This is a genomic window from Snodgrassella sp. ESL0304, assembly GCF_013344995.1.
Taxonomy (GTDB): domain Bacteria; phylum Pseudomonadota; class Gammaproteobacteria; order Burkholderiales; family Neisseriaceae; genus Snodgrassella; species Snodgrassella alvi.
Genome location: NZ_JAAEDR010000012.1, coordinates 32725 through 57284, shown reverse-complemented (window position 1 = coordinate 57284; position 24560 = coordinate 32725). Strand labels below are relative to the sequence as shown.

The following is a 24560-nucleotide window of genomic DNA, read 5'->3' as shown; positions in this document are numbered from 1 at the left end:
TTAAATCGGAGTTATCTGCAATGAAAGATAAAAACTTATTTGAACACATAAATTAATATTAATATCTTCTATTATAATTAATTTAATAATAATTAATCAGACATTCATCTTCATTTCAATGATAAATCTGACTATGGTTTAATTGAATATCCTGCAATATTAATACAGGTAAGAATTACACCAGATTAGTTTCATCTTTATCTAAATTTTTTAATAATTATTTTAATCAATTACTACTTACCATAGCAAAATAAAAGCCATCTGTATAACAAGATGGCTGATGATTGCAAATGAACATTCATTTATAAATTCGCATTGGCATCTGCCAGATTATTCGCAATCTGACGAACGGCTGCCACATAATGCCGGCTGTGGTTATATTGCCAGATAGTGTAGAAATTATTCAGACCAAACCAGTAATCATATTCGCCGGGAGATCTTTCCAGACGATATAAAATACCCTTTTCCTGATCTTTAATCTGCGCGGGAATGACTACGCCTAACTGACGCAACTGACCTGCGGTGTATTTAAGCGAAGTAGGTTCATCAATGATTTGCTGTAATCGCGGTGTTGGCTGCATATTTACCGGAACGGCAATCGGCGCTCCGGACTGCCAGCCATGCTGTTTCATATAATTGGCCACTGAGGCCAGTGTATCACCGGAATTACGCCAGATATCCCGATGTCCGTCACCATCCCAGTCAACGGCAAACTGGCGAAAACTGGATGGCATGAACTGTGGCATACCCATTGCCCCGGCAAAGCTGCCCTTAAAGCTTAATGGATCCTGCTTTTCTTCATAAGCCAGTTGCAAAAATTCAGATAGCTCACGCTGAAAATATTCAGCCCGCCGTGGATAGTGATAGCCCAATGTTGTCAGTGCATCAGCAACCCGATATGAGCCCATAGTATTGCCGTAATTGGTTTCAATCCCAACAATCGCCACCAGCAATTGCGGCGCTACTCCATAACGTTTTGATACTGCCTGAATTATTCCGGTGTTATTTTTCCAGAAGATATTTCCGGTATTAATACGAACATTATTGGCATTATTCTGTACAAATGTATACCACGGTAAGGATGTTCCCGGTTTATCCATACCACGAACAATACTTGGCCGGTAGCTTACCTGCCGGAAAAAATTTTCCAATTGAGCCCTGCTATATTGTCCCCGCTTAACTTCAAAATCAATAAAACGATTTACATCATTACGTTTCAGTAAATCTATTCCACTGTCCGTCAAAGCAAACACTTTATTATCAGCTGGTGACGATACACTGGTTGTAGCAGTAGGCTGAAGTGGTTTTTCCTGAATTGGATGGGTACTTTGACAAGCAGACAGAAACAAAGCTGCACTTATCATCCTGACTAATTTCATTATTATGGTTCCTAGCATATGCTTCATGCACAGTTTAAACTAATTTTACCATCAATAACAAAAAAGCTGTCCGGATTAATCCGAACAGCTTACGCTTTCCTGATGTGTGTCAGTTATATTTATTCTGCAGCAGCCACAACAGTTACTGTGATAGCAGCAACAGCATCACTGTGCAGAGCTACTTCGATTTCATATTCACCAATGGCTTTCAAAGGACCATTAGGCAAACGCACATTAGCTTTAACTACTTCAACACCAATAGCAGCTTTAATAGCTTCTGCAATATCATGAGTAGTTACAGAACCAAACAGACGACCATCAACACCAGCTTTTTGCGCTACACTGATGTTCTGACCATCCAGTTTCAGTTTACGTGCTTCAGCATCAGCAAGAACAGCAGCCTGATGTGCTTCATATTCAGCACGTTTTTCTTCAAATGCAGCCAGATTGGCAGCATTGGCACGCTGAGCCTTACCCTGAGGAATCAAAAAGTTACGGGCATAGCCGTTTTTTACATTAACCAGATCACCCAGATTACCCAGGCCACCGACTTTTTCTAACAAAATAATCTGCATAATAACTCTTCCTTATTATTTATGTTGATCGGTGTAAGGCAGCAAAGCCAGAAAACGGGCACGTTTTACCGCTGTAGACAGCTGACGCTGGTAATGTGCTTTGGTTCCGGTAATGCGTGCCGGAATGATTTTACCATTTTCAGTAATAAAATCTTTTAACAAATCAACTGCTTTATAGTCTACTTGTTTGATACCTTCCGCAGTAAAGCGGCAAAATTTTCTACGTTTGAATGATTGACGAGCCATGTCGTTTAACCTTTATATTCACGAATTTGTTGGATATGCAGTACCGGACGGGAGTGGTATATACCTTTCTGGCTGAGAAATCCGCTGACTTCGACCATATTTCCCGGCTGATACGACCAGTTTTCAGCCAAATTGCCCAGTGCTTTCGCCTGAATTTCCACTTTTGCCAGATACTGCTGCTGCAGTTCCGTTTGCCATGACTCATGGGTAAGCCACATGGTCAGAACCGGCAAACCGGCTGGCGTATAGCGTAAATTGTCCAGACTTTTAATCTGTGCACACAGGCATATTTGATTCAGCAAACCGGCCTCAGTAAATTAATCAGGCTTCAGCTGCTTCTTCTGAAGCAGTTTCAGTGCTGTTACCTGCTAACAGATTTTTAGACTTCTCGTCTTTCATCATTGGAGAAGCTTCAGTCACTGCTGCGTCCATTTTTACAGTCAGATGACGCAATACAGCATCATTAAAGCGGAATGCTGTTTCAATTTCGTCAATCACTTCAGGTGTGGTTTCAATATTCATTAACACGTAGTGTGCTTTATGAATTTTATTGATCGGGTAAGCCAGCTGACGGCGACCCCAGTCTTCCAGACGGTGAATTTTACCATTAGCTTCGGTAATCATGGTTTTGTAACGTTCAACCATAGCACCGACCTGTTCGCTTTGATCCGGATGGACAATGAACACGATTTCATAATGACGCATGAGTACTCCTTGTGGCTAATCGATCCCTTTACCATGCGAAAGTGCAAAGGGCAAGGTTGGAAAACCGATTATTATAAGCACCTTTGCATTCAGAATCAAATAATAAGTTGTCTGCTTAAGCTGATTTATTAAAATCACAACAAAAATATGTTTTTTATAAACAATTTTAAATAAACCATTATTCTTAGAAGTATTATTCACCCCTATCATATGCACAGATTAAGTTATCTATATTTGATAATTTTAATAACGACAGTTTACAGAAACCAATTAGAACACCTACCATTAGGTCAATTTTAAAATTTTTTCTTTGCCCTACCATGAATAACTACTTTGACTCCATGTTTGCCCGCAAAGAATTTCTGGCACGCCTGATAGTACATAGTTTAAAAACCACTACCGGCTGGCTGGAACTGGCCTGTGCAGTGGTGATTATGATTGGTACTTATTGGCTCAGCCTGCAAATGCTGTCGGCCGTATCCAAACGTACTGAAAACCAGAACAACATTAAATTTCCGTTTCTGTACCACCTGTTTACACGCCTGCTATGGCCCGTATTGCTATTTATCTGCACTATTATTGCAATGATTATCTGGCGTGCCGGCACAGGTGAGTCGGTATTATGGTTACAAATAACTGTTTTTACTGCGCGCTGGTTACTGATGATTCGCATCATTATGGCCGTGTTGCACAACGCTATCCCGAATAACCGTTTTAATGAGCATTATGAGCGCTCACTATCCACATTCCTATGGGTATGTTTTATTCTATGGCTCACCAGTCTGGATACTTTTATTATCCGCCTGCTCAAGTCACTGGCTCTGCCCATAGGTTCAACCAGTCTGAGCCTGTATACAGTAATCACCGGTAGTATTATTGTCGGGATTGCCATTATTATTGCTATGTGGCTGTCCCGATTTACCGAAAAACGTATTCTTAAAGCAGAAAAACTCGACGTCAATCTGCGTTATGTACTGGTAAAAATTGTCAAAACATTACTGGTAGTGGTTGCCGTACTGATTGCCCTGCCAATGGTAGGAATTAACTTAACTATTCTCTCTGTTTTTGGTGGCGCTCTGGGTGTTGGTCTCGGACTTGGTTTACAGAAAATTGCCAGCAATTATGTATCCGGTTTTATCATTCTGGCAGACCATTCCGTGCGTCCTGGCGACAGGCTGAATATTAATAATTTCACCGGCTATGTAACCAAGATAACTGCCCGTTTTGTAGTACTACGCAGCAGTGATGGCTCAGAAGCCCTGATTCCGAATGATACCTTTGTTTCCAATACGGTTATCAATGATTCTTATTCCAGTAAAATTATGTCCAACAACCTGACCTTACAGGTAGCCTACAATACAGATCTGCCTCAGGCTTTGGAAATACTAAAAGAAGCTGCAGCCAAACAGGCAAGAGTATGCGATGATCCTAAACCAAACAGTTATGTTACCGGCTTTGCTGATTCCGGAATTAATCTGTATGTTAATTACTGGATTCGTGATCCAGAAAATGGTTTTCTAAGTATCAATTCTGCAATTTTGCTGGAAATCTGGAATCGTTTTAAAGAAGTTGGTATAGAATTTCCATTTCCGCAGCAGGAAATACGTATTCTCAATGATAAAGAAGATCCGATTACCTGCGATACCATAACCAGTTCAGTAAAAACTGAAACTGCTTCAGCTTATCCGGAGCCCTTACCCACCGCATTAAGCGTTTCATCTTATCGCTCAGCTCATCAACAGCATCATGATTAACAATAAACCATATAAACAACCTGTATCTGTACTGGTTGTTATTTATGATAACAACCGGCAGATACTGCTACTGGAACGCGCAGATAAGCCGGATTTCTGGCAATCTGTAACTGGCAGTCTGGAACCGGGAGAAACAATTGAGCAGACTGCAAAACGAGAACTGGCAGAAGAAACCGGCATTTACAGCAATGATATTCTTAACTGGCAGCAATCCACTATCTACGAAATTTATCCGCACTGGCGTCATCGCTATGCTCCCGGAGTTACTCATAATACCGAGCATATCTTTTCCCTGTGTGTTACAGCAGAAACACCTATTCTTCTGTCACCACGCGAACATTTAGACTATATATGGTGTTCGCCTGAACAGGCTGCGGAAAAAGTATTTTCGCCATCGAACCGTTCAGCAATACTGCAACTACCCCAACACTGGTAATTTAAAATCACCGGCCATTTTCATGAATAAAATCACTATTGCCTCCTATAACATACATAAAGGCATGTCAGCACTTAATAAAAAAGTACAGCTTCCTCAAATGGCGGCAGCACTGCATCAGCTGGCACCAGACATATTGTTTTTGCAGGAAGTACAAGGAATCAATAGTAAACGGGCAGAAAATATGCCGGATTTTCCCAAAAAACCCCATTACCAGGTACTCGGCGAACAGTTAGCCTATAACGTCAGTTACGGACGTAATGCCCGTTATAAATACCGCGATCATGGTAATGCTATTTTAAGTCAGCTGCCAATTGTAACCTGTCATAATCTGGATATAAGTGTAAACAGTGTTGAACAACGAGGACTGTTACATTGTGAAATACAGCCCCCGCACTGGACACGACCTTTGGTATGCCTATGTGCCCATTTAAACTTACGTGAACCAGACCGAATAAAACAGTATCAGACTATTTATGACTATATCCAAAGTGAAATAGATCCGGCCAATCCATTAATTTTAGCCGGCGATTTCAACGACTGGCGCCAGCGTTCCCACGATACTTTAGGTTTAAAATTAAATTTGCATGATGCATTTTATGCTTATCGCCATGCACCGAAAACTTTTCCCGCCCGCCTGCCTATTTTAAGTCTCGACAGAATCTTTACCCGCCATCTGGAAATACATGAAGCAAAACCATTAACAGGTCTGCCATGGCAAAAACTCTCCGACCATCTGCCTTTGTACGCAGTTGTCAGCCCTCTGAGTAAAACTTAATAACCTGTTTTCAAATGAATCTAAATCATGATTCCTAAACTGGATTTCATCAAAGCCATTTTTATCCAGACATTTTCCATATAATTTTAAAAACCATCGGTATTATTGAATTAATAAAGCTTCCTGCAAAATTATTAATAAAATAAACTTTTTATATAAATATACTTTAATATAACAAGTAATAGAAATTGCGTTGATTATTTTACATTTCAATAGTTTAATAGGTTAAACTCAATGTTTGCTTTGCTATCAGGACTAGGCCTTGGCTTTTCATTAATTATAGCTATTGGTGCCCAAAATGCATTTATTTTAAAACAAGGTTTAAAGCAGCAATATGTTTTCTGGGTATGCCTGATCTGCTCAGTATCAGATACTATTCTGATTTATTTAGGGGTAACCGGATTTTCTAAAGTCCTTAACCGCTATCCGGAAATTATTATTTATGCCAAATATTTTGGTGCTACTTTTTTATTTATGTATGGCATAAGAAGTTTTTATTCTGCATTGAATCAAAATTCAGCACTGAAACCCAGCCTGATTGATAAAAGTTCCTTAATGAAAGTTATTGGTGTTTGTCTGGCTTTTACATGGTTAAATCCGCATGTGTACCTAGATACAGTGATTTTAGTTGGTTCAATATCGTTATCATTTAAAGATAATCTTTATTTATTTACACTTGGTGTTATGCTTTCATCATGGATATTCTTTTTTTCATTGGGCTATGGTGCCAAATTTTTATCTCCTTTATTTAATCAAAATCTTTCATGGAAGATATTAGACTTAGTTATAGGGATTATTATGTGGAGTATAAGTTTTAGCTTGATTTTCACTAAATAGTTATATTGAACGCTAATTTCATTGAAAAATCAGCTTTCTTTCAGCAATAAAAAATTATTCTATCAACTAACTCATTTAGACTTTGTTTCAAATATTTACTGCTTATCAATTTTAATTAAATACTAAACAGAAGGAATTTTAAAAGCAATTATGCTTTTTCCTAATTACATCTTATAAATACACTTTTAATTACAAACCAAAATTTAATAGTTTTTATTAATAATCAGTACAGAATTATGTCATTAGAAGTCCTGCCTGAAAGGGTTTAGAATAACAATCCAAATTTCACTAAGCTTTACAGAACGTGATTTTAGCCAGCTTATAGGTGGCTGTAATTATTAAAAATCAGGATTACTATTATGAACTTTCCTCCTCGAATTATGCCCAATACACGTATGCGGCGTATGCGACGTGATGATTTTTCACGGCGAATGATGCGTGAAACCATACTGACAGCCAATGATTTTATTTTGCCGGTATTTGTGCATGAACAAACTGGGCGTATGCCTGTTGACAGCATGCCCGGAGTAGAACGTTTATCTATTGATGAATTATTAAAAGTTGCGGAACAGGCTTTAAAACTGGGCGTACCGGTTCTGGATTTATTTGGTGTTCCCAATCCTGATAGCAAAACCGCTGACGGACGGGCGGCATGGGATGAAAACGGTATCATTCAGCGTGCTATCCGTGCTCTGAAATCCCGTTTTCCTGAGCTGGGTGTAATGGCAGATCAGGCTCTCGATCCTTATACAACCCACGGACAGGATGGCCTGCCGGATGAAAATGGTTATATTAAAAATGATGAAACGATAGAAGCGCTTATCAAACAATCACTTTCACATGCAGCAGCCGGTGCGGATATTCTTTCTCCAAGCGATATGATGGATGGACGTATCGGAGCTATCCGCGAAGCATTGGAAGAAAATAGTTTTATTCATACCCGGATTATGTCTTATGCTGCCAAATATGCTTCAGCTTTTTACGGTCCGTTTCGCAGTGCGGTAGGCAGTGCCGGTAATCTGGGTAAAGGTAATAAATATACTTATCAGATGGATCCTGCTAACAGCAATGAAGCACTGCATGAAGTAGCACTTGATATAGCTGAAGGAGCAGATATGGTAATGATTAAACCGGGTATGCCTTATCTGGATGTAATCAGACGGGTTAAAGATGAATTTGGCGTTCCTACATACGCCTATCAGGTATCTGGTGAGTACGCCATGCTGCAGGCAGCCATCAGTAATGGCTGGCTCGAGGCTGATAAAGTAATTTTAGAAAGCCTGCTTGCATTTAAACGAGCCGGTGCAGATGGTATTCTGACCTATTTTGCCTTGCAAGCAGCGCAGCAATTACAACAAAATAGCTAGAATAAAAAGATATATAGCCATCAGGAATGCATCAGTTTGCAAACAACCCAGCCGGTATGAAAGCAAACTGATGCATTTATATATTTATATTTGAATGCATGCTGATTTATTTTGAATTTGATCACTGATTCTTCTATACCATCATACAAATATCATTAACAATATAGATAATCAGATAGTTAAAACACTTAATGATTATTTTGAGAAATTACAATAAATATGAATTCAATACAGAAAATATGCAAAATGGTATGAAAATTGCTAAACATTTACTCAAATGTTAACAAGTAAGGAAAATAAGCATAAAAACAATAAAGATAATAATTATCTAATTTGAATTAGATTGTTTACTTTAGTTATATTATTTAAACCATGTTGCAAAAAGAAATCAATCAATATTTTATTTCAGTCGATACCTTTACAACACCCGAATATTTGTTTATTTCAAAACGAGTTCATAAAAAACCATATAATACAAAATTTTAAATACAACAATTAGACGATCTGGCTTTTAATTATTGTTGAAATTATTTTAAAAAAATTATTTTTTAAAATAATTCACACAAAATTGATACAGATTAACCTTTTTATAATCTTAACATTTATCTTCTTTTTTTTCAGAAAAAAAGCTTGCTGTTTTTTTCTTAAAACATACACCCTATATTTATCTATATAAATCAGTATTTTATATTTAATAAAAATTTAAGTTTATTCATGATAAATTTAAATATTAAACTAATTTTCAAGATGACATTTATGTGTTAATAAACGGATTTTATCGGAAATCAAAGCAGTATTCTTATCTTCACGACAAAGAAATATAAAGTAATTTTTTAATATACATATTTGTTTTATATTATAAATAATAAAAATATTTTAAAAATTTTTTATTTATTCCGCTATGTTTTTTAATAATGTGTTGAATACTGCAATATACAGTTCAGCTACATTGTCTTAAAATAGTAGCACCCGTTTTTTACAAACGTTAATCGTGTTTCCCGTAATGTTGAGGTCGTTACATGAAATTAAGTAAGCTCTCAGGGATAGTATTGACGATGCTGATCGGTTCGCTTTTTTTAAGCGGCTGTGATGCAGCTCTGCTAAACCCTAAAGGCCATATAGGTCAGGAAGAACGCACACTGATACTGACAGCCTTAGGCTTGATGTTGATAGTCGTAATTCCGGTGATTATCATGGCAGTTTTATTTTCTCTGAAATTCAGAGAGGGTAGTAATGCCAAATATTCACCGAAATGGGCGCATTCCAACAAACTCGAAGCCGTAGTTTGGGGTATTCCTATCCTGATTATTCTCATTCTGGGAACAATCACATGGAAAACCACTCACTCTCTGGATCCCTATCGTCCGCTGGAAAGTGATAAAAAACCGGTGGTAATCGAAGTAATTTCATTAGACTGGAAATGGCTGTTTATTTATCCTGAACAGGGTATTGCCACTGTTAATGAAATTGCTTTTCCGAAAGATACCCCGGTGGAATTCAGAATCACTTCCAATACAGTGATGAATTCATTCTTTATTCCGCAGCTGGGTAGCCAGATTTATGCTATGGCTGGTATGCAAACCAAATTACATCTGGTTGCTGATACAGCAGGTGAATACAAAGGTATTTCATCCAGCTACAGCGGTGCCGGTTTCTCTGGCATGAAATTTACTGCCATTGCGACACCGGATGAAGCCAGCTTCAATCAGTGGGTGGATAAGGTGAAACAGTCGCCCAATACACTTAATGACATGGCTTCATTCAACAAACTGGCTGCGCCTAGTCAATTCCATAAAGTGGAATATTTCTCCAGCGCAAATCCGGGTTTGTACGGCAACGTGATTGCTAAATTTGCCAATCACAATATGCCTGCTGCTCTACAGGCCAGTGCAGCCAGCAGTGCTGAGTAAGCTTGCGAGGAAATAAACAATGTTCGGAAAATTATCTTTAGATGCGATACCGTTCCATGAACCGATTGTCATGGTAACGATTACAGCTATCATCGTCATTGGTCTGGCGCTGGTAGGTGCAATTACGTATTTTCATAAATGGGGCTATCTGTGGAAAGAATGGTTTACTACAGTTGACCACAAACGCATCGGTATCATGTATATCATTGTCGCTATTGTGATGCTGGTTCGTGGTTTTGCCGATGCAGTGATGATGCGTAGTCAGCAGGTTTTAGCCTCATCAGGTACCAGTGACGGCTTTTTGCCACCACATCACTACGATCAGATTTTCACCGCTCACGGTGTAATCATGATTTTCTTTGTTGCCATGCCTTTTGTAATCGGCCTGATGAACTTTGTCATCCCGCTGCAACTGGGTGCGCGCGATGTGGCCTACCCATTCCTGAATAATCTGGGTTTCTGGTTTACTGCTGTAAGTGTGGTACTGGTTAACTTATCACTGGGAATCGGTGAATTTGCACAAACCGGCTGGTTGTCCTATCCGCCGCTGTCTGGTCTGGAATTCAGTCCGGGGGTAGGTGTTGATTACTGGATATGGAGTTTGCAGATATCAGGTATCGGGACAACGGTTAGTGCTGTTAACTTTATTGCTACTATCCTGAAAATGCGTGCACCGGGCATGACTATGATGAAAATGCCTATTTTCTGCTGGGCATCTTTCTGTAGCAATATTCTGATTCTGACTTCCTTCCCTATCCTGACAGCCTCTGTTGCCATGCTGACATTAGACCGTTACCTCGGCACCCACTTCTTTACTAATGAACTGGGCGGTAACATGATGATGTACATCAACCTGATCTGGGCATGGGGTCATCCGGAAGTATATATTCTGATACTGCCAATCTTTGGTGTGTATTCAGAAGTTACAGCTACATTCTCACGCAAGACCATGTTTGGCTATACTTCAATGGTATGGGCAACTGTGTGTATCACCATATTGTCTTTTATCGTATGGCTGCACCACTTCTTTACCATGGGTTCAGGTGCCAATGTCAACGCATTCTTCGGTATCGCAACCATGATTATTTCTATCCCGACCGGGGTAAAAATCTTCAACTGGCTGTTTACCATGTATGAAGGTCGTATTTCCTTCCATGTGCCGATGCTGTGGACTGTAGGCTTTATCATTACATTCTCTGTAGGTGGTATGACCGGTGTACTGCTTGCTGTGCCGGGTGCGGATTTTGTATTGCATGGCAGTCTGTTCTTAGTCGCTCACTTCCATAACACCATTATCGGTGGTGTAGTGTTTGGATTGTTTGCAGCATTTAACTACTGGTTCCCGAAAGCATTCGGCTTTAAGCTGGATGAAAAATGGGGCAAACGGGCTTTCTGGTGCTGGTTTATCGGCTTCTTTGTAGCATTCATGCCTTTATACGCACTGGGCTTCATGGGTATGACCCGCCGTCTGAGTCAGCACATTGATCCGGCTTACCATAATTTGTTGTGCGTTGCTGCCAGTGGTGCTGCCATTATCGCTCTGGGCGTAGTATGCATGGTGATTCAAGTTGTAGTTTCCTGCCTGCATCGTAAGGAAAACCTTGATGTTACGGGTGATCCGTGGGATGGTCGTACTCTGGAATGGTCTACTTCTTCCCCTGTACCTTTCTATAATTTCGCTGTGCAGCCACAGGTTGAAAGCCGTGATGCATTCTGGGATGAGAAAGAAAAAGGTATTGCTTACAAGAAACCAGCCAAATATGAAGAAATTCATATGCCGAAAAATACTGCTGCCGGTCTGGTGATTGCAGTGTTCTCAATGATTTGCGGCTTTGCCCTGATCTGGCATATCTGGTGGATGGCTATCGTTGGCTTTGCCGGCATGATTATCAGCATTATTGTCAAGAGCTTTGACACGGATGTGGATTACTACGTTCCGGTTGCTGAAATCGAAGCCATTGAAAGCAAACGTTTTAATGAATTAACTAAAGCAGGACTGAAATAATGTCAACTGAAACCTTGATTCACGGTAGTGCGCATGAGCACGCTCACCACGACAACGGTTCACTGAAGGTATTCGGGTTCTGGATTTACCTGATGAGTGACTTGATTTTGTTCTCCTGTCTGTTTGCCACCTATATCGTGCTCCTGCCGGGCACAGCAGGTGGTCCAAGCGGCAAAGACATTTTCGAGCTGCCTTTTGTGCTGGTAGAAACTTTTGCTCTTTTATTGAGTTCCATTACTTACGGCTTTGCCGTGCTGGCAATGAATCGCAATAATCAGAGTCAGGTTTTATTATGGCTGGTGATTACTTTTGTATTCGGTGCATGCTTCATCGGGATGGAACTGTATGAATTTCATCACCTGATTACAAGTGGTATGGGTCCTGACCGCAGTGGTTATCTTTCTGGCTTTTTTGCTCTGGTCGGCACCCACGGTCTGCACGTTACTGCCGGTTTAATCTGGATGGCTGTAATGATGATTCAGGTAGCTTCACGCGGTCTTACTAGTGTTAACCGCATGCGCATCAACTGCCTGAGCCTGTTCTGGCACTTTCTGGACATCGTGTGGATTTGCGTGTTCTCAATTGTATATCTGATGGGGGTAGCGTTATGAGTCAGTCAAACCATCAAGACCATATCCCACAACATGGCAGTGCTAAAAACTACATTATCGGGTTTATCCTGTCTGTAGTTTTAACTCTGATTCCATTTATGATGGTAATGAATCAGTCCGCTGACAAACAAACTCTGTTTGCTGTGATTGTCATTACTGCCGTTTTGCAGCTTATTGTTCAGCTGGTATGCTTTTTGCATCTGGGCAGTAATCCTGAAGAACGCTGGAATCTGATTTCATTTATCTTCACTGCTATTGTGATTGTATTGCTGGTAGGTCTTTCCATCTGGATTATGTGGAGCCTCAACGCAAACATGGTGTTAGGTTAAAGGCAGTTCATGATTAAGCCATACCTGCAAGTAACAAAACCAGGTATTATCGTCGGCAACCTGATTTCGGTTGTCGGCGGGTTTTTGCTGGCGTCAAAAGGCAGCATAAACGGCTACCTGCTAATCCTTACCCTGCTGGGCGTGTCTTTGGTAGTAGCCTCCGGCTGTGCGTTTAATAATCTGATTGACCGTGATATTGATCCGAAAATGGAGCGTACTAAGAATCGTGTGCTTGTGCGGGGCTTAGCATCTGCCCGTGTAACATTTGCACTGGCCACGATACTGGGTATTGCCGGATTTATTGTGCTTTATTTTGGCGCAAATCCCTTAGCCATGTGGTTATCTGTAATGGGCTTTGTGGTTTATGTAGGGATTTACAGTCTCTATATGAAACGGCATTCAGTTTACGGAACTTTAATTGGCAGTCTGTCGGGTGCCGCACCTCCAGTAATCGGTTATTGCGCTGTAAGCAATAATTTTGATGCTGGTGCACTTATTCTGCTGGCGATTTTCAGTCTCTGGCAGATGCCGCATTCCTATGCAATCGCGATTTACCGCTTTAAGGATTATCAGGCGGCTAATATTCCGGTTTTACCGGTAGTAAAAGGCATTGCTGTAGCAAAACACCATATCACGTTTTATATTATTGCCTTTATGTTTGCAACATTGATGCTGTCAATAGGCGGCTACGCCGGCTACAAATATCTGGTCGTTGCTGCTGCTGTCAGCGTGTGGTGGCTGTGTATGGCATTATCCGGCTATAAAGCACAGAATAATGATCGTATATGGGCACGCAAACTGTTTGTGTTTTCGATTATTGCTATCACTACCTTAAGCATAATGATGTCGGTAGATTTTATGACTCCGGCCTCACAAACTGTATTAAGCTTTGCTGGCTGATACCGTGACATAAATATATAACAATACGCAAACCAACCCAACCTGCCTTTGTTTCTTTTACAATAGGCAGGTTTTTCTTTTAAGCAGTATTAAACATGAATTCCAAGAACAACACCGATACACACATGAATCTTGCCGAAAGGCGTGCAACTTGGGGGTTAGGGGCAGTCTTTTCGCTACGCATGCTGGGCATGTTTATGGTTCTTCCTGTTCTGACTACTTACGGTATGAAATTAGAGGGAGCAAGTGAAAGCCTGATCGGAATGGCAATCGGAATTTATGGTCTGATGCAGGCTATATTGCAAATTCCTTTTGGTTTGTGGTCTGACCGTTTCGGGCGTAAACCTTTAATCGTAGGCGGCTTGCTGATTTTCACTCTGGGCAGCTTTATTGCTGCCTTAACATCCTCTATCTGGGGAGTCATACTGGGACGTGCATTACAAGGCAGTGGTGCTATCGCAGCAGCTGTAATGGCATTATTATCTGACCTGACGCGCGAACAAAACCGCACCAAAGCCATGGCTTTTATTGGTATTAGCTTTGGTATCACTTTTGCAATTGCCATGGTCTGCGGCCCTATCATTACACATGCAATAGGTTTACACGGATTATTCTGGGTTATTGCGATACTGGCACTGGCTGCTATCGGCCTGACATTGTTTTTTGTACCCGACAGTACTGTTCATGTACTTAACCGTGAATCAGGCATTGTACGCGGCAGTTTTGGTACTGTACTGCGCAACCCTGCCCTGTTTAAGCTGAACATCGGTATTTTCTGCATGCATTTTCTGCTTATGTCGACTTTTGTCGCGCTGCCTATACAACTGGAACAGGCAGGCTTTCCGGCAGCAAGACATTGGCAGATTTATTTATACACGATGCTGATTGCTTTCATTACTGTTCTGCCACCAATTATATACGCTGAAAGCAAACGGCAAATGAAGCAAGTGTTTATCTTGTGTGTTGCCGGACTGCTAATTGCTGAAAGTGTATTATGGCTGGCTAATATTTCTTTCTGGCCGCTTGTCACAGGTGTTTTATTATTCTTTATTGCTTTTAATCTGATGGAAGCACTCTTGCCTTCATGGGTCAGTAAAGAAGCACCGGCAGGTTATAAAGGCACTGCAATGGGCATCTATGCTACCGGACAATTTCTGGGCGTAGCCTGCGGAGGAACAATCGGAGGCTGGCTGGCTGCACATACCGGTGCACATAGTGTTTTTATCTTCGGCACAGGATTAACTTTTATCTGGCTTCTGCTGAGCCTGACAATGCACGAACCACCCTATTTGGCCAGTCTGCGCATTATCCTGAAACAGGGTCGTGTTTTACCTGACAATGCCCGACAACAATTACTTGAACAGGCTGGTGTACATCAGGTACTGATTATTCCTGAAGAACACAGTATATATATCAAAATAGACAGCAAAATTACTAACCGTGAACAACTGGAAGTATTCATCGATACCATAAGTAATTAAACCAAAACAGGCGCAAACCAATATTAGATAATTATTGATTTACGCCTGTTTCAGAAAATATCATTCTCAGGATATTGGATTATTTTTAAAAAACTAATAAAAAAATTATATTTTTCTATTGGAATCAATGTCAGTTTTCAGACCTGTCCGAATGCTTGCATAATTTCATTGGCCAGTACGAGCTGACTGTCAACAACTTTGGTTGCCCCTGCCTGAATAAACAATTGTTTGTCCTGTTCATATCTGCTGAATGTGACTATGTGCAGTTGCGGATTAAGCGCGATAGCAGCCTTTATAATTGATATCACTTCAGTTTTATTCTGAATAGTAATAATCAGATTTTTAGCCTGAGCGACAAATACAGCATCCAGCATCCCATCTGATAATGCATGCCCATAGGCCACAGGTATCTGACGTGCACGCAACTCGGTAACAACTTCTAAACGATTTTCCTGTACATAGACTGTTTCATTACGTGCGTGCAAATGTCTGATTATTTCTTGTCCGACCGGGCCTGCACCCACCAATACCGTATGATCGCTCACCGCAGGAGCAATAGCCATATCTTCATCTACAAAATAGATTGAAACCGGTTTAATTGGTGCAGCTACTTTTGCATGAGGTTTATCCGATAATCGATTACTCTCGGACACAATGGTTGTAGCAGAAGATTTTTGCTGTGACTGTTTTTCCAGATAGCGGTTCAGCCAGACAAATAAAAACGGGTTACAGATTATGGATATTAGTGCACTACCCAGAATCAGATCACTGGCTAATTGCGGCAAAATATTGTATACCGCGCCCAGACTGGCAATCATGAAGGAAAACTCACCGATCTGAGCCAGCGCAACAGCAATTGTTAGTGCAGTTTGAGGCGGATAGCCGAATACACGCACAATCAAAAATGCTCCCGCACTTTTACCTATTACTACCACCAATAAAGTGGCTAAGAGTAATAGTGGGTTACGGACAATAATACTAGGATCAAACAGCATACCCACTGAAACAAAAAACAGTACGGTAAAAAAATCACGTAAGCCGCCGGATGCTTCTTCAGCAGTGTGATTCATACTGGTTTCGCTGATGATGGCTCCGGCAAAAAAAGCACCCAGAGCAAACGACACACCAAAGAAATAATTGGCCAGTATGGCACAGCCTAAAGCAATAGCAATGACAGCCAGACGAAACAACTCAGGACTTCCTGTGCTCACTACACGCTGTAAAGACCATGGAATTATTCTGCGACCAAGAAAAAGCATAACCAGTATAAATGCAATGATTTGTGCTCCGGTTTTGCCCAGTAAATAAAGCAGATTTGCACTGGAAACAGCACCCTCTCCTGATAAAACCGGTGCCAGAGCCGGAATCATCACCAGCACAAACACCATGGCAATATCTTCAACAATCAGCCAGCCGGTAGCAATTCGCCCCTGTGTAGAATCCCCCAAATGCCAGCGCTGTAAAGCCGCTATTAAGACAACAGTTGAAGCACAAGATAGAGCCAATCCGAAGACGATACCGGCACCTGTTGTCCAGCCAGCCAGATAAGCAAGCAGCCAGCCAAGTAAAGTAGCCAGAATAATCTGGATAAGTGCGCCTGGTATTGCTACCCGCTTAACCGCAAGTAAATCGCGAATGGAAAAATGCAGTCCCACCCCAAACATCAGCAAAATCACGCCCAGTTCGGCCAACTGCTGTGATAAATGCATATCTGCAGTAAATCCTTTGGTATACGGTCCGACAATTATGCCGGCCAGCAGATAGCCGACCAGCGGGGGCATACGCAGCTTATGTGCGATATAACCGAGCACAAAGGCGAAAAATAAACCACCTACGATGGTTTCAACCAATGGAAATGAGTGATGCATTGCTTTCTCAGGGTAATAGTAAATAATAGTAAGTAATCTATACTAGCGGAAAAATATCAGCAAATAAAAGCTTTTATACGCTTTTAGGTTATAATTATCATATTTTATCGATAATTTTCATATCTTATGTATAAGTATCCCCATTTATTAATTACGTTACTAATACAGGCAGTGAGAAAAGCCGGGTTTATTACTCGGTTCGGTTTACAGTGCTGAACGTATTTACAGGCAATTTTTATGACATAGTTAAAAATATTTAAATTCATGTCAGTTTGTACTTAATAATGTACGTTGATTTCATTATAATAATGGTTTAGGAAAGTATTTATTAATGACAATATACAGAACACCTTCAGTATTAGCTTATCCGGGTAAAAGTGCTTTATTTATTACGTTAGGGATACAGAATAATCAGGCAGCGATTACCAAGGTACTCGAATTTATTACTGGTTTTTCAGCGTTAGTACGCAGTATGCATGGCCGGTTTCATGATGAAAATTTTAATGCATTAATGGGGATTGGTTCGGAAGCCTGGGACAGGCTGCGGCCGGGCAAACCAAAGCCTAAGGAACTGACTCCTTTTACTGCTATTAAAGGCGAAAAACATACTGCTGTAGCGACAGCTGGCGATCTTTTCTTTCATATCCGTGCCGATCGTCAGGATATTTGTTATGAAATGGCCGCAATGATTGATGAATTACTGGCTGATGCGACTTATTCCATTGATGAAGTAAGTGGTTTCCGTTATCTGGATGGTCGCGCTATCATCGGTTTTGTTGACGGTACCGAAAATCCGGAAGATGTATCCAAAGCAGAATATGCTCTGGTGGGTGATGAAGATCCGTTATTTCGCAACGGCAGTTATGCTTTTACTCAGAAATATCTGCATAACATGCAGGCATGGCGGCAATTATCAGTAGAAGAACAGGAAAAAGTCATTGGCCGGCGCCGTTTTAATGACATTGAGCTTTCTGATGAAGAAAAGCCGAAAACTGCACATAGTAACGTGAGTAAGGCTTATGATGCACAAGGCAATGAACTGAAAATTATTCGTGCCAATGTAGCATTTGCTCATCCGTCAAAAAATGAGTACGGTACGTTTTTTATCGGTTATGCACGTTCATTTGCAGTAACACGCCAAATGCTGCAGCATATGTTTACCGGAAATGACGAAGGTCACGTAGACCGTCTGCTGGATTTCAGCACACCGGTAAGCGGCAGTCTCTATTTTATTCCAGCACCTGATTTACTGGATGAATTTGATTCGTAAGTTATTATTGCAAGTTTTGATTCAAGGGGAACCTGCTACAAACTGCGACAGATTCGATTCATCAGCAACTTATTACAATACTTAAATAAAGGAAAACTGTTTGCATGGGTAGTGTACTTTTTTTACAGGCAATAACGGTTATTTTTTCACTGTCTATTGTCACCACATTATTAAATAAACGCTTATTTGATATGCCGCAGGCCATTGGTGTACCGATTGTTTCAGCCATTCTGGTGTTTGCACTGCAATGGGGCATGAATTTATTCGGACGCAATCATTTTATCCATGTAGATATCATGGCCTTAAAGGCAGCCGTAAGTCATATTAATTTTTATGATTTTCTGGTAAACGGCGTAATCTGCTTTATTCTGACCTCCTCTGCTCTTAAATTTAAGATTTCTGATTTAAAGCGTTACTGGAGACAAATTCTGATTCTGGCCACTCTGGGATTATTGCTGTGCTCAGTGCTGTTTGGCGGTCTGCTTTATGGGTTTCAGTTTCTGGTCGGCGATCATGTTCCTCTGCTGGTTCTGCTGTTACTGGGCTCTGCTCTGGGTGCAACAGACCCTATCGGGATTAAAGGCGTACTGAGCTCAGTACGTACCCCACGCCATTTAATGGTTAAACTGGAAGGTGAATCATTATTTAATGATGCCATGTGTATCGTTGTATTTATGACCATTCTTACTCTGATTAATGGTCAGCACGTATCTCCTTTAGGTGTTATTGAAAATTTCTTCTATGAAATTGTTGTTGCCGTTATTATCGGGTTTATTTTCGGCATTGGCGCATTGCGCCTGTTGCATGGCAAACATGAAAATGAATCACTGATTCTGACAACAGCTTTGCTGGCTTCCGGTTCTTATCTGGTGGCTTATTTCGCTCATGCGTCCGGCCCGATTGCCTGTGTTGTCGGCGGTTTGATCGTTGGAAATAAATGGCAGGAAGTTTTACAGAAAAAAGAAATAGATGATGTTAATAACTTCTGGCACGCTGTAGAAGGCATCATCAATTCATTTCTGTTTACCTTAATCGGTCTGGAACTCTTTATCGTTGATATGAGTAAAACTCTGGTTATCGGCGGTATTATAGCTTTCGTATTACTGCATCTGAGCCGTTTTGCCGGAAACATACTGGCATTTATGTTGTTTCCGAAAGTATATAAGAAAAGCTACCATGGCAGCCTTACCATTTTGTCCTGGGGGGGTGTACGCGGTGGTATCTCTCTCGCCCTGATACTGGCTGTAGCCAATATGCCGGCATTGGCTAAATACAGCGATATTCTGGTTGGTTATACATTTATCTGTGTATTGCTTTCCGGTGTGGTATGCGGCCTTGGCTTACCGGAAATACTCAATGCATTCTATTACAACCCGAATGAACCTAAAACCGGGTTCAGAGGCTGGTATCAGCGCCAGTGCCACCGTTTCAACCGCAGCGGAGTGATGTACACTATTGAGGATCGTTCTGACGGATCAGAATACATTTCTGTTTATAATCCTGTTGCAGTAGCCACTGCGGCCGCTAATCCAAGTGAAGAAATTGCGCTGACTCCTGAAGAATTAAAACAGAAAGTAGATAAACTGGAAAATCCGGATAATTTCTAATTTGAAAAACTAAGGCCGGCATAACCATGCCGGCCTTTAATATTTAAAAACGCTTACATCTACTTTTATTTACCTAATTGTGTTTCCACAAACCGTTTAACCGCAGCCGCATCATTATCCATCACGGTAACATGCTGTGGTAAATCTTCCAGTCCATCTAGATTATCAGGGCGCGGTATGGTTACATCACTTCCAACTGCCTCATGAATGGTCTGTGCAAATTTAGCTGCCAGAGCAGTTTCCAGACACACAATGATTTCGCCGGCTTCGCGCAACTGTCGCGCTACCTTTACGCCATCTGCTGTATGCGGATCAATCAGTTCATTGTCTTCCCGATACACCTGAGCAATGGTTTGCAAACGATCAGCATGAGTACTTTTACCAGCAGCAAAACCATACTGATGCTGAATTTTATTCAGCATATGGCTTAAATCAAATCCCTCACCAGCTGCAACCTGCTGCCAGAGTTTTTGCACATGGGAACCATCATGGTCAAGCAAATCATAAACAAAGCGTTCAAAATTGGAAGCCTTGGAAATATCCATAGACGGGCTTGAAGTAACAAATGTATGTGCCGCATCACGGGGACGATAATGGCCGGTATTGAAAAATTCATTCAACACATCGTTTTCATTTGTAGCAACAATCAGGCGATGAATAGGCAGACCCATCCTTCGGGCAATATGTCCTGCCAGCACATTACCAAAATTACCACTGGGTACGCAGAATGAAACCTTCTGTTCATTTGTGCTGGTAGCCGCAAAATAGCCCTTAAAGTAATACACCACCTGCGCAACAATACGACCCCAGTTGATAGAATTAACTGTACTTAAATGATAGTGTGCCTTAAAAGCATGATCATTCTGCAGCGCTTTTACAATATCCTGGCAATCATCGAACATGCCTTTAACAGCAATATTAAAAATGTTACTGTCTTTCAGGCTATACATCTGAGCACGCTGGAAATCACTCATTTTTCCATATGGCGACAACATAAATACATTTACCCGTTTTTTGCCGCGCAGAGCATACTCAGCAGCAGAACCGGTATCACCACTGGTGGCGCCGATAATATTCAGAAAGCGGTTTTCACGTTCCAGCACATACTCAAACAAATTACCCAATAATTGCATGGCCATATCTTTAAATGCCAGCGTCGGACCATTTGAAAGTCCTTCAATCAGAATTCCATCATGCAAAGTTCTGACCGGAGTAATTTCATTACTTCCGAATATTTCTTTTGTATATGTCTTATTAACTATCTTCTGTAAATCTGCTTTGGGAATATCAGTTGCAAACAGACTGATAATCTGCATAGCCAGTTCAGCATAACTTAATGACCGCCACTCATGAAGAGTAAATGTATCAATATGCGGATAGCTTTGTGGTAATAATAAACCACCGTCATCTGCCAGACCTGCCATTAATGCCTGACTAAAACTTTTTGGCGCGGTCTGCCCTCTGGTACTAGTGTATTTCATTGTTTCTCCCGTATGATTTAATCATATTTGAGCTATAGTTAATAACGCTGTAATCTTATCCTGCATACTCTGGCCTGAGATACAGTAAATTCACGCACTCTTTGCTGACGAACCTGCGGATCGACCATTTTTGCAATTTCTTTAATACTGAGTTTTCGACTTGCATGTACTGCAATACAGTTACAATCCTTTTGACTGATTCTTTTGATGATAAATAATTCTGTCAACTGTTTATTTACCGATTGACCAAACTGACGCTGACATTCCTGATTGATCATATATCCGCCAATACCAGATATCAGCCCGTATTCTGATTTTCTGTCATAATTTATATAAGCCCCTATCACTACAACTATAAAAACTAGAAAAAACAATATTTTACTCATATAATTTCTTCAGTTGGATTAAATTTAAGTCTAGAATACAACTTTTCTTATTTATACAATATATAACCATACTGATTATACCTATAATCCAATGGTTACCAGCCCTGCAAAGTTTACATAATCAGGTACAATATATTACACGAATTATCGTGTACTGAATGACACGTTATGGATTTATTTAATCAGAAACCTTTACCACCACTGGCAGAACAGTTACGCCCGAAAAATCTGGACGAAGTAATCGGGCAGCAACACCTGATTGGTACAGGTAAACCTCTGCGTGTTGCTGTAGAAACCGGACATCTGCATTCCATGCTGTTATGGGGTCCTCCCGGCGTGGGTAAAACCACTCTGGCACGGATTCTGGCACAAAGCTTTAATGCTCTGTTTATTCCTTTATCAGCGGTTTTTTCCGGAGTAAAAGAAATCCGTACTGCGGTTGAAAAAGCTCAGCTGGCTTTACAACAGGGACAACGCACCATACTTTTTGTCGATGAAGTACACCGCTTTAATAAATCACAGCAGGATGCATTTTTACCTTATGTCGAAAACGGCTTATTTACTTTTATAGGCGCTACAACAGAAAATCCTTCTTTTGAGGTTAATCCGGCACTGCTAAGCCGATCACAGGTGTATACCCTGCACTCACTCAGCATTGAAGAACTGAAACAATTGCAAAATAAAATTTTCAGCCTGCCTGAGTTTCAATCATTCAGTATCAGTTCGGATGCACAGACATTAATCCTTAACAGCGCTGATGGTGATGGCCGGCGTTTTCTGAATTTACTCGAACAACTGATTCATACCGCACAAGCACAGCAGCAAACTGAAATCAGCGCAGAGTTAACTGCCGGCAGTCTTGGCACGCAATTACGCCGTTTTGATAAAGGCGGCGACAGCTTCTACGAACAGATTTCTGCACTGCATAAATCAGTACGCGGATCTCATCCGAATGCCGCTCTGTACTGGTTTACCCGGATGCTGGATGGTGGTGCTGATCCCCGCTATCTGGCAAGACGTATAATTCGTATGGCATGGGAAGATATTGGTCTGGCTGATCCGAGAGCGATGCAAATAGCCAATGATGCAGCGCAGACTTTTGAACGACTCGGCAGCCCTGAAGGGGAACTGGCTCTGGCGCAGGCAGTGCTGTATCTGGCGTGTGCGGCAAAAAGCAATGCCGGTTATCTTGCGTATAACGAAGCCTGTGCTTTTGTCAAAAAACACCCGTCCAATGAAGTACCGGTTCATTTACGCAATGCACCGACTAAGTTAATGAAAGAGCTGGGCTACGGGCGTGAATACCGCTATGCCCATGATGAACCTAATGCCTATGCGGCCGGAGAAACCTACATGCCTGAAGGGATGGATGAACCGGCATTCTATCAGCCGGTAGCTCGTGGGCTGGAAATTAAAATCGCCGAAAAACTGGCGTTCTTACATAATCTTGATGAAGAGGCCGGACAGAATGAAATCAAATGAACATTCATTATGTACGATTAGTACCCAGCCATTCGGTTTGGTAGACGGTGAAAGTGCCACATTGTGGACACTGACAAACAGTCAGGGGATGCAGGTATCTGTTATGGATTTCGGTGCCATAGTTACCTCGATCATCATGCCTGACAGAGATTGCAATCCTGTGCAATGTGTTCTGGGTTTCAATAATGCTGAGGATTATGCCAGCACCAGTTATCGTGCCAGCAATCCCCATCTGGGCGCTGTAATCGGACGGCATGCCGGACGCATCAGCTTTGCACATGCACCGCTCAACCATGAACTGCTCCACCTGACTGCCAATCAGGGAGAACATCATATGCATGGCGGATATACTGGTTTTGATCAGAAGTGGTGGAAAGTATGTGCTACCCACAATGATGAACATTGCGCTTCGGTTACCATGCAGCTTTTTAGTGCCGATGGTGAGGAAGGCTATCCGGGTAACCTGAATGTACAGGTATGCTATACCCTGACAGTAAATAACGAACTGAATATTGATTTCAGCGCTGAATCAGATCGTGATACTTTAATTAATCTGACTCAGCATAGTTATTTTAATCTGGCTCTGAGAGAAAGCACGATCAGCGAACATCAATTATGGCTGTTACCACAAGAAGTCATCGTGACTGATAAAGAAATGATACCAACTGGTGATATTCATAAAGCACCGGCAACGCTTGATTTCCATTCAGCACGTCCCATAGGCAGCAGCATTATTGATACGGCCTATGTATTACCTCCAAATTCAGCAAACAACATTGTTGCGCGCTTAAGTGCTCCGGATACCGGTTTGTCCATGGCGGTAAAAACAGATGCGCCTGTAATGGTGGTCTATAATGCCCAAAATTTGCCTGAGCAGCAGATACCGGCACGTAAATCACTTCTGCCATTTGCAGCAATTTGTTTTGAACCGCAAGGCTATACAGATGCTCCGAATCACCATGCATTTCCGAATAATATTCTGCATGCCGGTACAAAGTTTAAACAGCATATAGCTTATATATTCAGCCGTGATCCCATTCAGCCAGTTATAAACTAACTGCAACCGGATTAATTGCCTGTAGTTTTATCCGGCTATGTCTGAACCTTAATAATACCGGATTGCTAAACAGAGTAATATACTGTTACCGGCAGC

The 24560-nt window shown here is 41.2% G+C and carries 23 protein-coding genes; 15 read left to right on the top strand and 8 right to left on the bottom strand.

From position 1 onward, the window contains the following. Positions 1 to 302 precede the first annotated feature (302 nt). The 5 genes from mltB to rpsF form a co-directional block, all read right to left on the bottom strand. Entirely contained in the window at positions 303 to 1382 is a 1080-nt protein-coding gene (mltB, locus tag GYX91_RS03875; protein WP_370520372.1) for a lytic murein transglycosylase B, read from the bottom strand. A gap of 116 nt (positions 1383 to 1498) precedes the next feature. Continuing rightward, positions 1499 to 1954 (bottom strand): 50S ribosomal protein L9, encoded by a 456-nt coding sequence (rplI, locus tag GYX91_RS03870; protein WP_041880712.1) that lies wholly within the window; start codon positions 1952 to 1954, stop codon positions 1499 to 1501. Between the two features lie 15 nt (positions 1955 to 1969). Next, positions 1970 to 2200: a 30S ribosomal protein S18 gene (gene rpsR, locus GYX91_RS03865; RefSeq protein ID WP_025330416.1), complete on the bottom strand. Its 231-nt coding sequence runs from the start codon at positions 2198 to 2200 to the stop codon at positions 1970 to 1972. A gap of 5 nt (positions 2201 to 2205) precedes the next feature. Continuing rightward, positions 2206 to 2502 carry a primosomal replication protein N gene (gene priB, locus GYX91_RS03860; protein WP_037394077.1) on the bottom strand — a complete coding sequence of 99 codons (297 nt, stop codon included), beginning with the start codon at positions 2500 to 2502 and terminating at the stop codon, positions 2206 to 2208. A gap of 19 nt (positions 2503 to 2521) precedes the next feature. Next, a complete protein-coding gene (gene rpsF, locus GYX91_RS03855; RefSeq protein WP_025330414.1) occupies positions 2522 to 2905 on the bottom strand; it encodes a 30S ribosomal protein S6 in 384 nt (127 codons plus the stop codon). A gap of 320 nt (positions 2906 to 3225) precedes the next feature. Here rpsF and GYX91_RS03850 point away from each other — a divergent pair, with 320 nt between their 5' ends. The 11 genes from GYX91_RS03850 to GYX91_RS03800 all read left to right on the top strand — a co-directional run bounded on the left by GYX91_RS03850 (position 3226) and on the right by GYX91_RS03800 (position 15313). Continuing rightward, entirely contained in the window at positions 3226 to 4659 is a 1434-nt protein-coding gene (locus GYX91_RS03850; protein ID WP_078475307.1) for a mechanosensitive ion channel family protein, read from the top strand. Next, complete coding sequence (nudB, locus tag GYX91_RS03845; RefSeq protein WP_037394082.1) at positions 4652 to 5095, top strand: dihydroneopterin triphosphate diphosphatase; 444 nt, start codon at positions 4652 to 4654, stop codon at positions 5093 to 5095. Before GYX91_RS03850 ends, nudB begins: the two co-directional genes overlap by 8 nt. A gap of 22 nt (positions 5096 to 5117) precedes the next feature. Then, entirely contained in the window at positions 5118 to 5873 is a 756-nt protein-coding gene (locus tag GYX91_RS03840) for an endonuclease/exonuclease/phosphatase family protein (protein ID WP_078475308.1), read from the top strand. A 234-nt stretch (positions 5874 to 6107) separates the two neighbouring features. Then, complete coding sequence (locus GYX91_RS03835) at positions 6108 to 6710, top strand: LysE/ArgO family amino acid transporter (protein ID WP_174829994.1); 603 nt, start codon at positions 6108 to 6110, stop codon at positions 6708 to 6710. A gap of 359 nt (positions 6711 to 7069) precedes the next feature. Beyond that, positions 7070 to 8077 carry a porphobilinogen synthase gene (gene hemB / locus GYX91_RS03830; RefSeq protein WP_078475310.1) on the top strand — a complete coding sequence of 336 codons (1008 nt, stop codon included), beginning with the start codon at positions 7070 to 7072 and terminating at the stop codon, positions 8075 to 8077. 1019 nt (positions 8078 to 9096) lie between these two features. Continuing rightward, positions 9097 to 9987, top strand: coding sequence for a ubiquinol oxidase subunit II (gene cyoA, locus GYX91_RS03825; RefSeq protein ID WP_025330408.1), 891 nt, complete (start codon positions 9097 to 9099; stop codon positions 9985 to 9987). A gap of 19 nt (positions 9988 to 10006) precedes the next feature. Further along, the gene (gene cyoB, locus GYX91_RS03820) at positions 10007 to 11992 is read left to right on the top strand and encodes a cytochrome o ubiquinol oxidase subunit I (RefSeq protein WP_084585578.1); all 1986 of its coding nucleotides are present in this window, start codon (positions 10007 to 10009) and stop codon (positions 11990 to 11992) included. Next, positions 11992 to 12603, top strand: a complete 612-nt coding sequence (locus GYX91_RS03815; RefSeq protein WP_025330406.1) for a cytochrome o ubiquinol oxidase subunit III — start codon at positions 11992 to 11994, stop codon at positions 12601 to 12603. Before cyoB ends, GYX91_RS03815 begins: the two co-directional genes overlap by 1 nt. After that, a complete protein-coding gene (gene cyoD, locus GYX91_RS03810; RefSeq protein ID WP_025330405.1) occupies positions 12600 to 12932 on the top strand; it encodes a cytochrome o ubiquinol oxidase subunit IV in 333 nt (110 codons plus the stop codon). The genes GYX91_RS03815 and cyoD overlap by 4 nt, the downstream gene beginning before the upstream one ends. A gap of 9 nt (positions 12933 to 12941) precedes the next feature. Further along, positions 12942 to 13832 carry a heme o synthase gene (gene cyoE / locus GYX91_RS03805; protein ID WP_025330404.1) on the top strand — a complete coding sequence of 297 codons (891 nt, stop codon included), beginning with the start codon at positions 12942 to 12944 and terminating at the stop codon, positions 13830 to 13832. Positions 13833 to 13927: 95 nt separating this feature from the next. Continuing rightward, positions 13928 to 15313 (top strand): MFS transporter, encoded by a 1386-nt coding sequence (locus GYX91_RS03800; RefSeq protein WP_202983728.1) that lies wholly within the window; start codon positions 13928 to 13930, stop codon positions 15311 to 15313. Positions 15314 to 15450: 137 nt separating this feature from the next. Here GYX91_RS03800 and GYX91_RS03795 read toward each other — a convergent pair whose 3' ends face one another. After that, entirely contained in the window at positions 15451 to 17181 is a 1731-nt protein-coding gene (locus tag GYX91_RS03795; protein WP_174829993.1) for a cation:proton antiporter, read from the bottom strand. A gap of 331 nt (positions 17182 to 17512) precedes the next feature. Here GYX91_RS03795 and GYX91_RS03790 point away from each other — a divergent pair, with 331 nt between their 5' ends. Continuing rightward, positions 17513 to 18451, top strand: coding sequence for a Dyp-type peroxidase (locus tag GYX91_RS03790; protein WP_078475312.1), 939 nt, complete (start codon positions 17513 to 17515; stop codon positions 18449 to 18451). A gap of 104 nt (positions 18452 to 18555) precedes the next feature. Continuing rightward, positions 18556 to 20058 carry a sodium:proton antiporter gene (locus GYX91_RS03785; RefSeq protein WP_078475313.1) on the top strand — a complete coding sequence of 501 codons (1503 nt, stop codon included), beginning with the start codon at positions 18556 to 18558 and terminating at the stop codon, positions 20056 to 20058. Between the two features lie 65 nt (positions 20059 to 20123). Here GYX91_RS03785 and thrC read toward each other — a convergent pair whose 3' ends face one another. Continuing rightward, a complete protein-coding gene (gene thrC / locus GYX91_RS03780) occupies positions 20124 to 21539 on the bottom strand; it encodes a threonine synthase (protein WP_174829992.1) in 1416 nt (471 codons plus the stop codon). Positions 21540 to 21577: 38 nt separating this feature from the next. Continuing rightward, entirely contained in the window at positions 21578 to 21925 is a 348-nt protein-coding gene (locus GYX91_RS03775; protein ID WP_110414093.1) for a hypothetical protein, read from the bottom strand. A 168-nt stretch (positions 21926 to 22093) separates the two neighbouring features. On the opposite strand from GYX91_RS03775, the gene GYX91_RS03770 reads away from it, so the two are divergent. Both GYX91_RS03770 and GYX91_RS03765 read left to right on the top strand, forming a co-directional pair. After that, positions 22094 to 23407 carry a replication-associated recombination protein A gene (locus tag GYX91_RS03770; RefSeq protein WP_174829991.1) on the top strand — a complete coding sequence of 438 codons (1314 nt, stop codon included), beginning with the start codon at positions 22094 to 22096 and terminating at the stop codon, positions 23405 to 23407. After that, positions 23394 to 24464: an aldose epimerase family protein gene (locus GYX91_RS03765; protein ID WP_174829990.1), complete on the top strand. Its 1071-nt coding sequence runs from the start codon at positions 23394 to 23396 to the stop codon at positions 24462 to 24464. Before GYX91_RS03770 ends, GYX91_RS03765 begins: the two co-directional genes overlap by 14 nt. Positions 24465 to 24560 lie beyond the last annotated feature (96 nt).

Bases quoted from the DNA above. Each gene is read 5' to 3' on its own strand.
- rplI (WP_041880712.1), bottom strand. From the start codon at position 1,954: ATGCAGATTATTTTGTTAGAAAAAGTCGGTGGCCTGGGTAATCTGGGT.
- cyoD (WP_025330405.1), top strand. From the start codon at position 12,600: ATGAGTCAGTCAAACCATCAAGACCATATCCCACAACATGGCAGTGCT.
- thrC (WP_174829992.1), bottom strand. From the start codon at position 21,539: ATGAAATACACTAGTACCAGAGGGCAGACCGCGCCAAAAAGTTTTAGT.
- cyoE (WP_025330404.1), top strand. From the start codon at position 12,942: ATGATTAAGCCATACCTGCAAGTAACAAAACCAGGTATTATCGTCGGC.
- GYX91_RS03785 (WP_078475313.1), top strand. From the start codon at position 18,556: ATGGGTAGTGTACTTTTTTTACAGGCAATAACGGTTATTTTTTCACTG.
- rpsR (WP_025330416.1), bottom strand. From the start codon at position 2,200: ATGGCTCGTCAATCATTCAAACGTAGAAAATTTTGCCGCTTTACTGCG.
- nudB (WP_037394082.1), top strand. From the start codon at position 4,652: ATGATTAACAATAAACCATATAAACAACCTGTATCTGTACTGGTTGTT.
- GYX91_RS03775 (WP_110414093.1), bottom strand. From the start codon at position 21,925: ATGAGTAAAATATTGTTTTTTCTAGTTTTTATAGTTGTAGTGATAGGG.
- GYX91_RS03795 (WP_174829993.1), bottom strand. From the start codon at position 17,181: ATGCATCACTCATTTCCATTGGTTGAAACCATCGTAGGTGGTTTATTT.
- GYX91_RS03850 (WP_078475307.1), top strand. From the start codon at position 3,226: ATGAATAACTACTTTGACTCCATGTTTGCCCGCAAAGAATTTCTGGCA.
- GYX91_RS03765 (WP_174829990.1), top strand. From the start codon at position 23,394: ATGAAATCAAATGAACATTCATTATGTACGATTAGTACCCAGCCATTC.
- GYX91_RS03840 (WP_078475308.1), top strand. From the start codon at position 5,118: ATGAATAAAATCACTATTGCCTCCTATAACATACATAAAGGCATGTCA.
- rpsF (WP_025330414.1), bottom strand. From the start codon at position 2,905: ATGCGTCATTATGAAATCGTGTTCATTGTCCATCCGGATCAAAGCGAA.
- cyoA (WP_025330408.1), top strand. From the start codon at position 9,097: ATGAAATTAAGTAAGCTCTCAGGGATAGTATTGACGATGCTGATCGGT.
- GYX91_RS03790 (WP_078475312.1), top strand. From the start codon at position 17,513: ATGACAATATACAGAACACCTTCAGTATTAGCTTATCCGGGTAAAAGT.
- GYX91_RS03800 (WP_202983728.1), top strand. From the start codon at position 13,928: ATGAATTCCAAGAACAACACCGATACACACATGAATCTTGCCGAAAGG.
- cyoB (WP_084585578.1), top strand. From the start codon at position 10,007: ATGTTCGGAAAATTATCTTTAGATGCGATACCGTTCCATGAACCGATT.
- GYX91_RS03770 (WP_174829991.1), top strand. From the start codon at position 22,094: ATGGATTTATTTAATCAGAAACCTTTACCACCACTGGCAGAACAGTTA.
- hemB (WP_078475310.1), top strand. From the start codon at position 7,070: ATGAACTTTCCTCCTCGAATTATGCCCAATACACGTATGCGGCGTATG.
- GYX91_RS03835 (WP_174829994.1), top strand. From the start codon at position 6,108: ATGTTTGCTTTGCTATCAGGACTAGGCCTTGGCTTTTCATTAATTATA.
- GYX91_RS03815 (WP_025330406.1), top strand. From the start codon at position 11,992: ATGTCAACTGAAACCTTGATTCACGGTAGTGCGCATGAGCACGCTCAC.